At 63.9% G+C, this 14,918-nt stretch carries 16 protein-coding genes; 13 read left to right on the top strand and 3 right to left on the bottom strand.

The window, feature by feature from the left end:
• From GSQ79_RS29815 to GSQ79_RS23065, 5 genes are all read left to right on the top strand, one after another.
• A partial coding sequence (locus GSQ79_RS29815) for an RQC domain-containing protein (protein ID WP_246725522.1) occupies positions 1-787 on the top strand: 787 nt, incomplete at its 5' end.
• Between the two features lie 92 nt (positions 788-879).
• Positions 880-2,370, top strand: a complete 1,491-nt coding sequence (locus GSQ79_RS23080) for an MDR family MFS transporter (RefSeq protein ID WP_158811126.1) — start codon at positions 880-882, stop codon at positions 2,368-2,370.
• 402 nt (positions 2,371-2,772) lie between these two features.
• The gene (gene rph, locus GSQ79_RS23075; RefSeq protein ID WP_158811125.1) at positions 2,773-3,486 is read left to right on the top strand and encodes a ribonuclease PH; all 714 of its coding nucleotides are present in this window, start codon (positions 2,773-2,775) and stop codon (positions 3,484-3,486) included.
• 1 nt (position 3,487) lies between these two features.
• Positions 3,488-4,114 (top strand): RdgB/HAM1 family non-canonical purine NTP pyrophosphatase, encoded by a 627-nt coding sequence (gene rdgB, locus GSQ79_RS23070; RefSeq protein WP_158811124.1) that lies wholly within the window; start codon positions 3,488-3,490, stop codon positions 4,112-4,114.
• 110 nt (positions 4,115-4,224) lie between these two features.
• Positions 4,225-4,527 (top strand): hypothetical protein, encoded by a 303-nt coding sequence (locus tag GSQ79_RS23065; protein ID WP_158811123.1) that lies wholly within the window; start codon positions 4,225-4,227, stop codon positions 4,525-4,527.
• A gap of 134 nt (positions 4,528-4,661) precedes the next feature.
• Here GSQ79_RS23065 and acnA read toward each other — a convergent pair whose 3' ends face one another.
• Positions 4,662-7,391, bottom strand: coding sequence for an aconitate hydratase AcnA (gene acnA / locus GSQ79_RS23060; RefSeq protein WP_158811122.1), 2,730 nt, complete (start codon positions 7,389-7,391; stop codon positions 4,662-4,664).
• Positions 7,392-7,504: 113 nt separating this feature from the next.
• Between acnA and GSQ79_RS23055 the strand changes: the two genes are divergently transcribed.
• Positions 7,505-8,242 carry a heme ABC exporter ATP-binding protein CcmA gene (locus tag GSQ79_RS23055; protein WP_246725521.1) on the top strand — a complete coding sequence of 246 codons (738 nt, stop codon included), beginning with the start codon at positions 7,505-7,507 and terminating at the stop codon, positions 8,240-8,242.
• Positions 8,239-8,907 carry a heme exporter protein CcmB gene (gene ccmB, locus GSQ79_RS23050; protein WP_158811121.1) on the top strand — a complete coding sequence of 223 codons (669 nt, stop codon included), beginning with the start codon at positions 8,239-8,241 and terminating at the stop codon, positions 8,905-8,907. The genes GSQ79_RS23055 and ccmB overlap by 4 nt, the downstream gene beginning before the upstream one ends.
• Before the next feature lie 2 nt (positions 8,908-8,909).
• On the opposite strand, the gene GSQ79_RS23045 is transcribed toward ccmB, so the two are convergent.
• Entirely contained in the window at positions 8,910-9,737 is an 828-nt protein-coding gene (locus GSQ79_RS23045) for a hypothetical protein (RefSeq protein ID WP_158811120.1), read from the bottom strand.
• A 210-nt stretch (positions 9,738-9,947) separates the two neighbouring features.
• On the bottom strand, positions 9,948-10,571 hold the full coding sequence (locus GSQ79_RS23040) for a hypothetical protein (RefSeq protein WP_158811119.1): 624 nt from the start codon (positions 10,569-10,571) through the stop codon (positions 9,948-9,950).
• Between the two features lie 219 nt (positions 10,572-10,790).
• Between GSQ79_RS23040 and GSQ79_RS23035 the strand changes: the two genes are divergently transcribed.
• From GSQ79_RS23035 to GSQ79_RS23010, 6 genes are read left to right on the top strand one after another with little or no spacing between them, the layout of a single operon-like run.
• Complete coding sequence (locus tag GSQ79_RS23035; protein WP_158811118.1) at positions 10,791-12,755, top strand: alpha/beta hydrolase domain-containing protein; 1,965 nt, start codon at positions 10,791-10,793, stop codon at positions 12,753-12,755.
• 19 nt (positions 12,756-12,774) lie between these two features.
• The gene (locus tag GSQ79_RS23030; protein ID WP_158811117.1) at positions 12,775-13,032 is read left to right on the top strand and encodes a type II toxin-antitoxin system ParD family antitoxin; all 258 of its coding nucleotides are present in this window, start codon (positions 12,775-12,777) and stop codon (positions 13,030-13,032) included.
• A 9-nt stretch (positions 13,033-13,041) separates the two neighbouring features.
• Positions 13,042-13,341 (top strand): type II toxin-antitoxin system RelE/ParE family toxin, encoded by a 300-nt coding sequence (locus GSQ79_RS23025; protein WP_246725520.1) that lies wholly within the window; start codon positions 13,042-13,044, stop codon positions 13,339-13,341.
• A gap of 54 nt (positions 13,342-13,395) precedes the next feature.
• Positions 13,396-14,166 carry a heme ABC transporter permease gene (locus GSQ79_RS23020; RefSeq protein WP_158811116.1) on the top strand — a complete coding sequence of 257 codons (771 nt, stop codon included), beginning with the start codon at positions 13,396-13,398 and terminating at the stop codon, positions 14,164-14,166.
• Between the two features lies 1 nt (position 14,167).
• Positions 14,168-14,320, top strand: coding sequence for a heme exporter protein CcmD (gene ccmD, locus GSQ79_RS23015; protein WP_158811115.1), 153 nt, complete (start codon positions 14,168-14,170; stop codon positions 14,318-14,320).
• A complete protein-coding gene (locus GSQ79_RS23010; RefSeq protein ID WP_158811114.1) occupies positions 14,317-14,895 on the top strand; it encodes a DsbE family thiol:disulfide interchange protein in 579 nt (192 codons plus the stop codon). Before ccmD ends, GSQ79_RS23010 begins: the two co-directional genes overlap by 4 nt.
• The last annotated feature ends 23 nt before the right edge of the window (positions 14,896-14,918 follow it).

The following is a 14,918-nucleotide window of genomic DNA, read 5'->3' as shown; positions in this document are numbered from 1 at the left end:
CACCCGCCTCAATGCGTTGCTCGCGCTCTGCGAAACGCCGCGCTGTCGGCGGCAGACGCTGCTCGCCGCCTTCGGCGAAAAGGGTGTGCCGTGCGGCTTTTGTGATCTCTGCGACGGCACGCACCCGCGCTTCAACGGCGTCGTCGCGGCGCAGAAGGCGATGTCGGCGCTGATCCGCACCTCGGGCCGGTTCTTTCCCGGTCACCTTGCCAACCTGCTGATCGGCAAGACCACGGAGGCGATCACGCGCCACGGGCACGACGCGCTGCCGACCTTCGGCGTCGGCACCGAGTTCGGCGCCCCGGAATGGCGTAGCATCTTCCGTCAGATCCAGGCCGCCGGCCTGATCGCCCAGGACGACGACGATGGCGGCCGGTGGCACGTCACCGACGAGGGCCGCAAGGTGCTGAGCGGCGCGATGCCTCTCGAACTTTTGTCGGGCGATACGCCGGTGAAGGGGCGGCGCACGCGCGACGTGCTGCGCTCGATCGACGGCGACGGTTCTATGCGCGGAACGGCCTACAGCAGTTCGGCGGGCGACGACGAGATGACGTCAGCCGAAGCCAGCCTTTTCGCCGCGCTCAAGGCCAAGCGGCTGGATCTGGCGCGCGAGCGCAAGGTGCCGGCCTACGTCGTGCTCTCGGACCGCAGTTTGCGTGACATTGCGCGCGCCCGGCCGCGCGACGCGGACGACCTGACCCGCATCCACGGGATCGGCCCGACAAAGGTCGAGACCTATGGCGCGGTGATCCTCGACGTGGTCGCCTCGCACGCGGAGCGCTTTTAGCGCGCCGGCTTTGTTCGGACATGGCGCCGCGGCATAGGTCGGTCCGTCAGATGGCGCTTGCAAGGATCGCTTCCGCGGCGGAGAACGTCGCCATGTCGTCCATCGCATCTCCGGTCACAGGTCGCCCCGCTCCAGCTTTGTCCAAAGCCGAAATCCGCCGCATCATCTTCGGATTGATGATGTCGATGCTGCTCGCCGCGCTCGACCAGACCATCGTCGCCACCGCGATGCCGACGATCGGCCGCGATCTCGGCGATGTCGCGCATCTGCCCTGGGTGGTCACCGCCTATCTGCTGGCCGCCACCAGCGCGACACCGCTCTACGGCAAGCTCAGCGACATCCATGGGCGGCGCCCGATGCTGCTGGTCTCGATCTCGACCTTCCTCGTCGGCTCGATCCTCTGCGCGCTGGCGCCCAACATGCTCATTCTCATCTTGGCACGCTTCGTCCAGGGCGTCGGCGGCGGCGGTTTGCTGGCACTGTCGCAGACCATCGCCGGCGACATTCTGAGCCCGCGCGAGCGCGCCTCCTACCAGGCCTATTTCGCCACGGCCTTCACCACGGCCAGCCTTGCGGGGCCGATCCTCGGCGGCTTCTTCGCTCAGCATCTGCACTGGTCGATGATTTTCTGGATCAACATCCCGCTCGGCGTTGCGGCGTTCTTCATGACCAACGGGCCGCTGAAGCGCCTGCCGCGCCACGAGCGGCCACACAAGCTCGACATCGTCGGCGCGGTCCTGCTGGTCGCGTCGACGTCGAGCCTGTTACTGGCCCTGAGCTGGGGCGGCTCGCGCTTCCCTTGGTCGAGCCCGGAAATCCTCGGCACGTTCGCGGCCTTCGCGGCGCTTATGGCGGCGTTCTTCTATCGTCTGAAGCGGGTTCCCGAACCGTTGATCCCGCTGGAAGTGCTCGGCAACAAGGTCGTGCTGACGGCGACGCTGGCCGCGAGCTTGAGCGTCGGGCTGTTCCTCGGCTTGGCGATCTATGCGCCGATCCTGTTCGAGACCCTGCGCGGCCTGAGCGCCAGCGAATCCGGCATCGCCCTGTTGCCGTTGATGCTGGGAACGGTGGGCGGATCCCTGACGGCCGGCCGCGTGATGGCGAAATTCAAGCATTACAAGCGGCTGCCGCTTGCCCTTCTCCCCATCGCCATCTGCGCTGCGTTGGTGCTGATGACGGGCGCCGGTCGTCTGCCGGTATGGGCCCTGAGCCTGATCCTCAGCGTCATCAGCATCGCGCTCGGGACGCTGCTGCCGATCGCGACGCTGTCGATCCAGAACGCGGTCATGCCGTATCAACTCGGCACGGCGCTCGCGACGGCCAACTTGTGCCGTCAGCTTGGCGGGGCCGTGTTCGTCGCGATCTTTGGGGCGATCATCATCGGGGCCGGCACCCATGACGTGGTCGGCCACATCATCGCGGTCGACCACGCGGTGCTTACCGGAAGCTTCCAGATCGTGTTCGGCTTCGTCGCGCTTGGAAGCTTAGCGGCGTTCGGCACGATGGTCGCAATGGAAGAGCGACCGCTACACGGCCCGTCGTCCAAATCGGCCGAGGCTTTTACACCGGTCGTCGGCGAATAAAGTTACACGCGGGAGACTTCCTGGCGCGATCGCTTCGACCATTCCGGCTCACGGGCGCGATGGGACATCCGCGCCACCTTCCGGCGCTCCGACGCCGGCAACGACGCCTGGGACAAAAGTTCGAACGTCTCGCCCGGATACGAGCGGCCGATCAATGCGAAGTTTGCCCCGGTAGGCGTCATGGCGTGTGCTCCCATGCGATGATCATCAACTCAAAACGTGAAAGCCTCGCCAACGTTCGATCTTAACGATTGAATTCTCCTCCGCCATTCGGCGGATAACGTTGCGTTCAGCGCTGGGCGACCGCCGCCGACCGATGGATCCATGACAGCGTCCCGCGCCCAACGGCTTGCGCGCGGCACGCGCGCCGCCTAGACAGCCGCAGAGATCCCTGGAGCCTTCATGCGACCGTCCAAACGCGCTGCCGACGAACTGCGAACCATCTCGATCGAGCGGAAGGTCGCGCGCTACGCTGAAGGGTCCTGTCTCATCAAGTTCGGCAGCACTCATGTGCTCTGCACCGCCTCGCTCGAGGACAAGCCGCCGCCGTGGCTGCGCGGTCAGGGGCGCGGCTGGATCACCGCAGAATATGCGATGCTGCCACGCGCGACCCACACGCGGTCCCGCCGCGAGTCGTCCTCGGGCAAACAATCTGGGCGCACGCACGAGATCCAGCGCCTGATCGGCCGCAGCCTGCGCGCCGTCACCAATCTGCAGGGCATGGGCGAGCGGCAGATCACCATTGATTGCGACGTGATCCAGGCTGACGGCGGCACCCGCACCGCCGCGATCACCGGCGCCTGGATCGCTTTGAACGATTGTTTCGATTGGATGCGCTCGCGCTCGATCGTCAAGGAGAACCCGCTGCGCGACAAGGTGGCAGCGGTCTCCTGCGGCATCGTCGGCGGCGAGGCGGTGCTCGACCTCGACTATGCCGAGGATTCCGAGGCGCAGACCGACGCGAATTTCGTGATCAGCGGGGCCGGCGCCCTCGTCGAGGTGCAGGCCAGTGCCGAGGGTGCGGTGTTTACCGAGGCCGAACTGAACACCATGCTGGGCCTCGCCAAGGGGGGCATCGCCCGGCTCGTCGAATTCCAGAAGCAGGCGCTGGTATAAGATGGCACGGTTGATCGACGGCAAGCTGGTGATCGCCACCCACAATGCAGGCAAGCTTGTAGAGATGCGCGAGTTGCTGGCGCCCTACGGCATCGAAGCGGTATCGGCGTCCGATCTCGGTCTCGTCGAGCCCGAGGAGATCGGCAAAACCTTCATTGCCAACGCCGTCATCAAAGCCGAAGCGGCAACGGATGCCACGGGGTTGCCGGCGTTCGCCGACGATTCCGGGCTGTGCGTCGACGCGCTTGGCGGCGAGCCCGGCATCGTCTCTGCCCGCTGGGCCAAGGAAGCCGGCAGCTTTGTCGCCGCGATGGATGGGATTCACCGACGGCTCGAAGAAGCCGGCGCCAAGCCGCCCTACGCCGCCCATTTCGTCTCGGCCCTGGCGTTGTCGCGGCTCGGGGAGAAAACCTTGACGTTCGAAGGCACGATCCAGGGCACACTCGTCTTCCCACCGCGCGGCGCGCTTGGTTTCGGCTACGACCCCATTTTCCTGCCCAACGGCATGGATCGCACGTTCGGCGAGATCTCGTCCGAGGAGAAGCACGGCATTCCGGCCGATGGGTCTCGCGCGCTGTCGCACCGCGCCCGCGCTTTCCAGGACTTTGCTCGCGCCTGCTTGGGTTGAAAATCAGAGCTAATTTCCACTACCGCGATTAACCGGCGCACAAAATAGTTTGCTCCCCTATGTTGCGGCGCAGCAAGCGCGTGGTAGATTGGCCGCTCATGGAGATCGGCATGTCCGCGAGCTGGAATACGAAATATGGGTCGCGCAAGGTGCGCCATGATCCGCCGACGCTTGCCGAGGCGATCGCCGCGGCGCAGGGCCTCTCCGACGACGTCAACGAGCAGATCGAGATCGCCGCGGGTCTGATGGGCGCGCCGCTTGCCGATGTTAAAGCCGAAATGCAGAAGATGGCGCCCGACCGTCGCGCCGTGCGCATCGTCACCGCGCCGTCGCGCGACAAGGGCATCCGGACCGTCGTCGTCGAACGCAAGGCCAGCCGCCGCGTGATTTCGCGCGAGAAATCGACGCTTTAGGCGCTGTCATTCCGGGGCGGCGGAGCCGGACCCGGAACCGGTTTTCTTCGATTTAGGAGACGGAACGCCGCAGGGTAGGCGCACCCCGGTTCCGGGTTCGCGCCAGCGGCGCGCCCCGGAATGACGGTTGATTGCTACGCCGCCGCCAGTTGCCGCAGCACGTAGCTCAAAATGCCGCCGTTGTTGAAATACTCCAGTTCGTCCAGCGTCGCGATGCGGCAGAGTAGGGGCACGGTGACGGTGCGGCCGTCGTCGTAGTTGACCAGCATTTCCATCTTCTGGCGCGGACGCAGCGTCTCGCCGAGCCCATAGATGGTCACCGTCTCGTTGCCCTTGAGCTGCAGCGTGCTCCAGGTCGTGCCGGGCTCGAAGGTCAGCGGCAGCACGCCCATGCCGACGAGGTTCGAGCGATGGATGCGCTCAAAACTTTCGGAAATCACGGCACGGACGCCGAGCAGTTTGGTGCCCTTCGCCGCCCAGTCCCGCGACGAGCCGTTGCCGTATTCGGCGCCGGCGAACACGACCAGCGGCGTGCCCTCAGCCTGGTACTTCATCGAGGCGTCGAAGATCGGCATCGCCTCACCGTCCGGCCAGTGCTTGGTCATCCCGCCTTCCGGCACGACGCCGTCGTCCTTCTGCATCATAAAATTCTTGATGCGGATGTTGGCGAAGGTGCCGCGCATCATGATTTCATGATTGCCGCGGCGGGTGCCGTACTGGTTGAAGTCTTTGGTCGCGACCTGATGCTGGGAGAGGTAGTCGCCGGCCGGCGACGACGCCTTGATCGAGCCCGCGGGCGAGATGTGGTCCGTGGTGATCTTGTCGCCGAACAGCGCCAAAATGCGTGCGTTGACGATGTCCTGCACCGGCACCGGCGTCATCGTCATGCCCTCGAAGTAGGGCGGGTTCTGCACGTAGGTCGAGCCCATGTCCCACTTGTAGGTCTCGCCTTCCGGCGCATCGACTTCACGCCAGTGCTTGTCGCCGTGGAAGACGTCGGCATAACGTGACTTGAAGACTTTTCGCGTGACGTATTTCTCGATGAACTCCTCGATCTCCTTGCCCGACGGCCAGATGTCGCGGAGGTAGACCGGATTGCCCTTCGAGTCGGTGCCGAGCGGGTCGGCGTCGAGATCGATCGAGACCGTGCCGGCGAGCGCATGCGCCACCACCAGCGGCGGCGACGCCAGATAGTTCGCCTGCACGTCGGGCGAGACGCGGCCCTCGAAGTTGCGGTTGCCGGAGAGGACGGCGGCGGCGACGATGCCGTTCTCGTTGATGGTCTTGGAGATTTCCGTCGGCAACGGGCCGGAGTTGCCGATGCAGGTCGTGCAGCCGAAGCCGACGAGATTGAACCCGAGCTTGTCGAGATCGACCTGCAGGCCGGAGTTTTCGAGATATTCCGCGACGACCTGGCTGCCGGGCGCCAGCGACGTCTTCACCCACGGCTTGACGGTCAGGCCCTTGGCGGCGGCGTTGCGCGCCAGCAGGCCGGCGCCGATCAGCACGCTCGGGTTCGACGTGTTGGTGCAGGAGGTGATCGCGGCGATCACGACGTCGCCGTGGCCGAGATCGAAATCCTTGCCCTCGACGGCGAAGCGCTGCTGCGGGTTCTCTGTCTTCTTGTATTCTGCGCCGAGCGCGACGCGGAAGCCGACGCCGACGTCGGGCAGGGCGACGCGGCCTTCAGGCCGCTTCGGGCCGGCCATCGACGGCACGACGGTCGACAGGTCGAGTTCGAGCGTGTCGGTGAAGACTGGATCTTCGGTGTGCTTGTTGCGGTAGAGGCCCTGCGCCTTGGAATAGGCTTCGACCAGTTCGACGCGCTCGGCGGTGCGGGCCGACGTCGTGAGATAGGCCAGCGTCTCCTTGTCGACGGGGAAGAAGCCGCAGGTCGCGCCATATTCCGGCGCCATGTTGCCGATGGTCGCGCGGTCGGCGAGCGTCAGCGCGGCGAGGCCGGCGCCGAAGAATTCGACGAACTTGCCGACAACGCCGAGCTTGCGCAGCATCTGGGTAACGGTCAGCACCAGATCGGTCGCAGTGACGCCGGCCTTCAGCTCGCCGGTCAGGCGGAAGCCGATGACCTCGGGCAGCAGCATGGAAAGCGGCTGGCCGAGCATGCAGGCCTCGGCCTCGATGCCGCCGACGCCCCAGCCGAGAACGGCGAGACCATTCACCATGGTCGTGTGCGAATCGGTGCCGACCAGCGAGTCGGGATAGGCAACCTCGACCATCTTGGTCTTGCCTTCGGAATTGGTGTGCTCTTCCTCCCGCGTCCAGACGGTCTGGGCGAGATATTCGAGGTTCACCTGATGGCAGATGCCGGTGCCGGGCGGGACGACGCGGAAGTTGTCGAACGAGCTCTGGCCCCACTTGAGGAAGCGGTAGCGTTCGCCGTTGCGGCTGTATTCGAGATCGACGTTGGTCTTGAAGGCACCGGCGGTGCCGAAAGCGTCGACGATGACGGAGTGGTCGATGACGAGATCGACCGGGACGAGCGGGTTGATCTTCTGCGGGTCGCCGCCGAGCTTGGTCATCGCGTCGCGCATCGCGGCGAGATCGACGACGGCGGGAACGCCGGTAAAGTCCTGCATCAGCACGCGGGCTGGGCGGAAGGCGATTTCCTTCTCTTCTTTGCCCTGGTTGTTGACCCAGGCGGCGATCGCCTCGATGTCTTCCTTCTTGACGGTGCGGCCATCTTCGTAGCGCAGCAGGTTCTCGAGCAGGACCTTCATCGAAAACGGCAGCTTGGAGATGCCGGCAAGCCCGTTCTTCTCGGCTTCTTCGAGCGAGAAGTAGTGGTAGGTGTTGTCACCCACGTTGAGCTTTTTGCGGCATTTGAAGCTGTCGAGTGAAGCCATCGATTTCGTTCCTGGCGTAGCGCGTAATGAATGTCGTGCTTATAGGTAATCTAAACTGGACGCGCTAGCGATGCGCTCCCCTTTGCCGCAATGCAAGATAGACGCCCAGGCCGTTGATCGATTCCGCCCTCCTTGCCGTTGATGCGCTGACCGTCGAACGCGGCGGGCGCATCGTGCTGTCCGACCTCACATTTTCGCTTGGAACGGGTGAGGTTCTGCTGGTCACAGGCCGCAACGGTGCAGGGAAATCCACCTTGCTGCGGACACTCGCCGGTCTGCTCCCAATGCAAAGCGGCCGCATCGTTTTTGCGGACGCAAGCGACGAGGTGCGCGGCGTCGAGACGGTGCATTATCTTGGCTATGAAGACGCGCTGAAGCCGTCGTTGACGGTCGGCGAAAACCTGACCTTCTGGGCCGCGATGCTGGGACCATCCTCTCCCGCAGAGCGGGGGAGCGGGACCACGCGCAGCGTGGTGGAGGGGGCGCCGCCCGAGGTTGCTGCAGACTTGCCCCCTCCACCGCCTCCGGCGGTCCCCCTCTCCCGCTTCGCAAGGGAGGATCTCTCGCCGCGCGATGCTCTCACCGCCTTCGGCATCGCGCGGCTGCTGGATCTCCCGGCCGCCTACCTCTCAGCCGGGCAGAAACGCCGCGTCGCGCTGGCCCGCCTGTTGCTGACCCCGCGGCCGATCTGGTTGCTCGACGAGCCGCTCATCGCCCTCGATGTCGGCGCGCAGCAGACGTTGACCGCGATCATGGCGGCGCATGTCGCGAAGGGCGGCGCGATCGTCGCCGCCTCGCATGCGCCGCTGGGGCTGCCTTGCCGCAGCATCGATCTCGGCGGCCTCGCATGAACGCCCTCGGTGCGCTGTTCCGGCGCGACCTTCGCGTCGGCCGTCGCCTCGGCGGCGGCGCGTCGATGGGGGTGGTTTTCTTCTTTATCCTGATCGCGCTGATGCCCTTCGCCATCGGGCCCGATCTCAACGTGCTGTCGCGCATCGGCCCGGCCATCCTGTGGATCGCCGGACTGCTTGCGACGCTGCTCGGCCTCGACCGTCTGTTCCAGTCCGACCGCGACGACGGCTCGCTCGATCTGCTGCTGATGAGCCGGACGCCGGGCGAGGCCATCGTCCTGGTCAAATGCCTGGCGCACTGGCTGCTGACCGGGCTGCCGCTGGTGATCGCGACACCGTTGTTCGGGCTGATGCTGGGGATGAGCCCTCAGGCGCTGTGGCAGACCACGGCCTCGCTCGCCGCCGGCACGCCGGCTCTCACGATGCTGGGCGCAATCGGCGCGGCGCTCACCGTCGGCCTGCGCAAAGGCGGCTTGTTGATGGCGATCCTGATCCTGCCGCTCTGCGTCCCCGTGCTGATCTTTGGGGTCGCGGCGGCCAATGCCGGGCAGGGCAACCCGGTCCCGTTTCTGACGCCGTTCCTGGTGCTTTGCGCGCTCAGCCTTGCCGCGATCGCCGGCGCCCCGTTTGCCGCGGCGGCGGCGCTGCGGGCGATGAACGAGTAGGCTCAGCCGAGCCTTTCATATTGAATTTTACCCATCTTCGCTGCAAAGTTTGAATTGTTAATGTAAGCTGCAGACAACTTCTGTGCCAGCTGATTTTCGTTCTTCCTCACTAAATCGACAAGAGAAAACAGTTGCGTCACTTTGCCATTAAGATCGAACCATTCGCCTTCCATAAGCATGACACGTTTCTCGGTCAGGCTGCGTTCGAAGTAAAGAATACCAAAAAACTCGATTTCTATACCTTCTACCTTTGAGAAATCATCATCCTCTATAAGGTATCTCCAAAGTTGTCCGTTAATTTTTCGCTTTTCATTGTAGTAGTAAAAAAGAGAATATCGACTTCCGGAATCGTGAGATAGAGCCACTGAATTGATAATCTGTTTTCCTGGCGCATAAATGGGGTTGTCTGAAACGTTAAACTCCATCTCAAGCTTCTTATTTTCTGGATTGATGTGAATGTCGCAGTCTACCCTAAGAGGGGGAAGAAATGGATCTGCTTGAACGCCATTCGACGCCTGGTATTTTACGGCCCAGTTCCCCTTAAGGTTCATCCTAATATCAGAATATAGATCATCAGCTTCACGGCTGATCTGAATATACAAAATAAACCACAATAGTACAAAAAACAATAGAAAGCCAAAAGAAAGTGTTGTTCTAAGCCAAAGAGGTATCTCTGCGGCTTGAATTCCGTAATCCTTTGAATAGCTGTACCCAAACACAATAAGAATTACAGAAAAACAGAGTGTTGATATTACAAAAGCTAAAATTGCAATCTTTGCGGATTTCGTAGAAATCACGTCTTGTGTCAGTGTTTGCAGAAATTTCCACATCAGTATCTCCGCTTTACAGGCTCGAGACAGAGTTGCAGTTTAGCATTAGTTTAGGTCTAAAGATAGGTAGCTGGTCGCTTGCGAAGTATGATTGTTTCTCTGTGTTGGCTTTCGCCGAAGAACCGTTTGTCGTGCAGCTGTGCTTGCGGCCGGCGGTGACATTGTCGTCGCTCGCGACAACGGCGCCGCGAGCGATGAATGAGAAGGACCTTACATCGCAGGCGCAAGGCCATCCTTGCCGACGACAATGTAGCCGGCCTGCAGGACGCCATCGGCGGCGGGCTTCGCCTCACGGACGAAGACGTGGGCGCCGGCGATCAGGTCGCTTGCCGTGCCGGGGCCGAACAGCATGATCTGCGTTGTCGGCTTGACCTGGATCGTGCTCGTGCCGCCCTTGTAAGTGATCTCGAGGTTCTGGCCGTCGACGCCGGCCACTTTCGAGCCGACCGCGCCATTGGTCATCTTGCTGGACTTGCCGAGATCCCACGGGCGCTGGCCGTCGCCGGTGCCGCGCATCGCCTCGGGGAAAATGTGGACCTCGACGGCATCCTGCTTACCGTCGGCACTCACCTGGTTGGCGATGCCGACATAAGAGCCGGTCTTCACGTCGGCGAGCGAACCTTTTGCAGCCGCCACGACCTTAAAGCCATCGGCGAGATGCAAGGTGACGGCGTCGCCGGCGGCGGGCTTGATTTTCAATGTTGCGCCGTCGACGCTTTCGATCGTACCGCGCAGGCGCTTGGGGCCCGCGTCCTGCGCCAAGGCGGGGATCGCGGCAGTGGCGACAGCGAGGCCGAGGGCCAGGCAAGCGAAGGTCGGATGTTTGAAGGGCATCGGTGCTCTTTCGCGGGAGGAATTGCCTGCGGACCATGGCGCGACAGACGGCCCGCGTTCAAGCGCCCGAGTCGTCGCTTTCGATCAATCACGCGTGTGCGTCAGGCGGCGCCGCATTTGCCACGGTCGATCGAGACGCGTTGATACCGCTGACAAAGGCAGGGCTTGACGCCGGGCTTCGAACCACGCTGTAGCTCCCTCGCTTCAATGAGGTGCCCCATGGTCTTGCGTTCGCTAACGGCTGCTACCCTGACGACTCTGATGCTTGGGCTGCAGCCGGCGTCGGCACGGATCACCAGCCTCGATCTCGCACCGCCGGAGCCGTTTGCTGCCGGTGCCAGCTTCGGCGAGGCCGGCGCCTACGAGCGGGTCATCGGCAAAGTCCATGGCGAACTCGACCCCGCCGACCCGCGTAATGCCGGCATCGCCGACATCGCCCTGGCGCCGCGTAACGCCAAGGGCATGGTCGCCTACACCACCGATTTCTTCATGCTGCGGCCCAAGGATCCGGCCAAGGGCAGCCACACCCTCGTCTACGAGGTGCTGAACCGCGGGCGTAAATTTCTGTTCAACTGGGTTCTCGATGCGCCAGCCCAGGCGGCGCAGGCGGTCAACGACCCAAAAAGCCTGGCCGACGCCGGGGACGCGCTGCTGCTGAAGCGGGGCGACACCATCGTGTGGACGGGATGGGAGGCGGAGGCGCTGCGCCAGGTCGGCGGCATGGCGATCGACGTGCCGATCGCGACGCAGAACGGCAAGGCCAATGGCCCCGCGATTACCGCCACCGTGCGTGACGAACTGGTCAGCGGGACGCGCGGGCCCATGGAGGCGCCGTTCGTCCTGGCATTCCACGTCGCGACGCCGGACAAGGACAAGGCGCATCTGACGGTCCGTCGCCATGAGACGGACCCCGCCGAGGCGGTGCCCGATGCAAGTTGGATCTATAGCGACGATCGCCATATCGCGTTGCTGCCGCTCGGCACCAAGCCGTCGCCCGGCGCGCTCTACGAACTGACCTACGAGGCGATCGGCCCAAAGGTGCAGGGCATCGGCTTCGCCGCGACCCGCGACATCGTGGCGTCGCTGCGCGGCGACGGCTTGGCCGGCAAGGCGCTGCTCGCTGGCGCCATAGAGCACACGGTCGCAATCGGCATCTCGCAGAGCGGCCGCTTTTTGCGCGACATGATCCACCAGGGGTTCAACCAGGACGAGGACGGCAAAAAAGTCTTCGACGGCATGCTCGGGCATATCTCCGGGATCGGCGGCGTGTTTTTGAACGCGCGCTTCGCCCAGCCCTCGCGTACCAACACGCAGCACGAGGACCATCTCTACCCTGAGGATGCCTTCCCCTTCTCGTCGGCAACCCTGCATGACCCGGTGACGGGGCAGACCGGTTCGCTGCTACGCCACGACGGCTTCGATCCCCTGCTGATCGAGACCAACACCGAGACGGAATATTGGCAGAAGGGCGCCTCGCTGCTCACGACCGACACGCTGGGGACAAAAGATATCGAGCTGCCGCCGACGGTGCGCGCCTATCTGATTTCCTCCGGCTTCCACTACGGCCGGCCCGGCCTCACCGATGCCAAGGGTCCTTGCGCCAATCCGCGCAACACGCTCAGCCCGGCGCCGGCGCTGCGCGCGCTGCTTGTCGATCTCGAGGATTGGGTGGTGAAAGGCGAGGCGCCACCGCCGAGCCGGGTGCCGCGTCTCGCCGATGGCACCCTGGTGCCGCCGGAGTCGACCGGCTTTCCGGCCATCCCCGGTTTCGAGGTGGCGCACAAGGTCAACGCCGTCGCCCGCTTCGCCACGTATGTCGATCCGGTGGTCGAAGCCGGCCCGCAGTATCGCCCGCTGGTGCCGAAGGTCGATGCGGTCGGTGACGATGTTCCCGGTATCCGCCTGCCCGAGATCGAGGCGCCGCGCGCCACCCGTACCGGCTGGAATTTTTACGGCGCGCCATTCCCGACCGGCGAACTCTGCGACCGCGACGGCAGCATGATCGCGCTGGCGAAGACCGACGCGGAGAAGGCGGCCGGCGATGCCCGGCCTTCGCTGGCGGCGCTGTATGCCTCGTCCGCGGACTACGCGGCCAAGGTCAAGGCGGCGGCCGATGCGCTGGTAGCGGCGCGGTTGTTGTTGCCGGAGGATGCGGTAAAAAGCGTCGAGGCTGCCCGCCATTAGCCGGAATGAAGAGAGCGACATGTCATCGAACTATGTGCTCGGCGATCACTTCGACGGTTTCGTCCAGAACCTCGTCGAGACGGGACGCTATGCCTCTGCGAGCGAGGTGGTTCGAGATAGTTTGCGCCTCATGGAAGCGCGAGAGCAAGCCAGGGGCGCCAAGCTGGCGGCGTTGCGAGCGTTGATCGAAGAGGGGCTGGCGAGTGGTCCGTCTGAGCCCTTCGATATGGCGGCGATCAAGGCCGAAGCGAGACGGCGTTTGGGCGGTGCCGAATAAGGGGTCGGCGTGACGCTCAAGCTGAAAGTAAGAACAAGCGCACAGAACGACCTCCTCGAAATCTGGAGGTTCGTAGCGGTCAATGATGCGGATGCCGCCGACCGGCTATTGGACCGGATCGATAAGGTCTTCGCGATGCTTGCGGACCACGCGCTCGCAGGCCGAGCGCGTCCCGAACTTGGCGCCGGAGTGAGAAGTTTTCCGACCGGTTCGTACATCGTGTTCTATCGATACGACGACGGAGGGACAATTGACGTGGTTCGTGTCCTCAGCGGGTTTCTCGATTTCGGCGACGACGACTTCCTCTAAGTCCCGCCACAAGGCCTATTTGCCATACCCTGCCGCGCGCCCTAAAATCATTCCATGCTGCGTTACGCCAATCCCGCCAATTTCCTGCGTCTCGCAGGCTTTCTCATTCCGCCGCTCGCCGTCGTCACGGCGGGGCTGCTGGCGGTCGGCCTGTACCTCGCGGTCCTGGCGCCGGCCGACTACCAGCAGGGCGAGACCGTCAAGATCATGTACCTGCATGTGCCGGCCGCCTGGCTGTCGATGTTCGTCTACATCGTGATGACGGCCTCGGCGCTGGGGACTTTGGTCTGGCGTCATCCGGTCGCCGATGCCGCCCAAAAGGCCGCCGCGCCGCTTGGCGCCGGTTTCACCTTCATCTGCCTCGCGACCGGCTCGCTCTGGGGCAAGCCGATGTGGGGAACGTGGTGGGTGTGGGACGCCCGGCTGACCTCGGTCTTGGTGCTGTTCCTGCTCTATCTCGGCCTCGTCGCGGTGTGGCAGACCTTTGAGGACCAGGGCCGTGCGGCGCGCGCCGCGGCGATCCTCACGCTCGTCGGCGTGGTCAACATCCCGATCATCCATTTCTCCGTGCAATGGTGGAACACGCTGCATCAGGCGGCGTCGGTGTTCCGCATGGGCGGCCCGGCGATCTCGCGGCCGTTGCTGTGGCCGCTGCTGATCATGGCCGTTGCTTTCACCACCTTGTTCCTGACCCTGCATTTGATGGCTGTGCGCAACGAGATTTTACGCCGCCGCCTGCGCCGGCTGTCGATCCTTGAGGCCAGCGCCGCGGAAACGCCGATCGCGACGACCGGCGGCTTCGCCGACGCTCTGGCGCGGAACTGAGATGGAACACGATCCCCATACCAGCTTCATCGTCGCCGCCTATGTCGTCGCCGCGGTGGTCATCGTCACGATGATCGTGACGATCCTGGCCGATCATCGCGCGCTGAAGAAAAGCCTGAAACGGTTCGGCGCCCGCGAGAGCGATCGCGGATGAGCGATTTCGAGGGTGTTCCGGCCGTCGAGGGGCGTCGGCGCCGGTCATTGTTCGTGTTCCTGCCGCTGGTCCTGTTTCTCGGGCTTGCGGCCTTATTTCTCCTGCGTCTCTTCGCCGGCGACGCATCGCGCATCCCCTCGGCGCTGATCGACAAGCCGGTGCCGACCTTCGCGCTCGGCCCGGTGCCTGGCCTGGCGGTGCCGGGACTCGCCAGCGCGGAGCTGAAGGCCGGCAAGGTGACTGTGGTCAACGTCTTCGCCTCGTGGTGCGTGCCCTGCCACCAGGAGCATGCGACGCTGCTGCTGCTCCAAGGCGCGGGCGTCAACCTCGTCGGCATCGCCTACAAGGACGAGGCGGAAAACACCCGCCGCTTCCTCGGCCAGGACGGCAATCCTTACAAAGCGATCGGTGCCGACACGAGCGGTCGCACCGGCATCGACTTCGGCGTCTACGGCGTGCCGGAAACCTATGTGGTGAACGGCGCTGGGACAATCACCGCCAAGATCGTCGGGCCGCTGAGCGAGGAGATCGTGCGGGATCAATTGATGCCGGCCATCGAGAAAGCGAAGGGCTGAGACGATCGCGCTTCTGGACTATC

It is taken from the genome of Beijerinckia sp. L45 (assembly GCF_009765775.1).
In the GTDB taxonomy this organism is placed as follows: Bacteria; Pseudomonadota; Alphaproteobacteria; order Rhizobiales; family Beijerinckiaceae; genus RH-AL1.
This window is presented reverse-complemented; position numbering and strand designations above follow the sequence as displayed.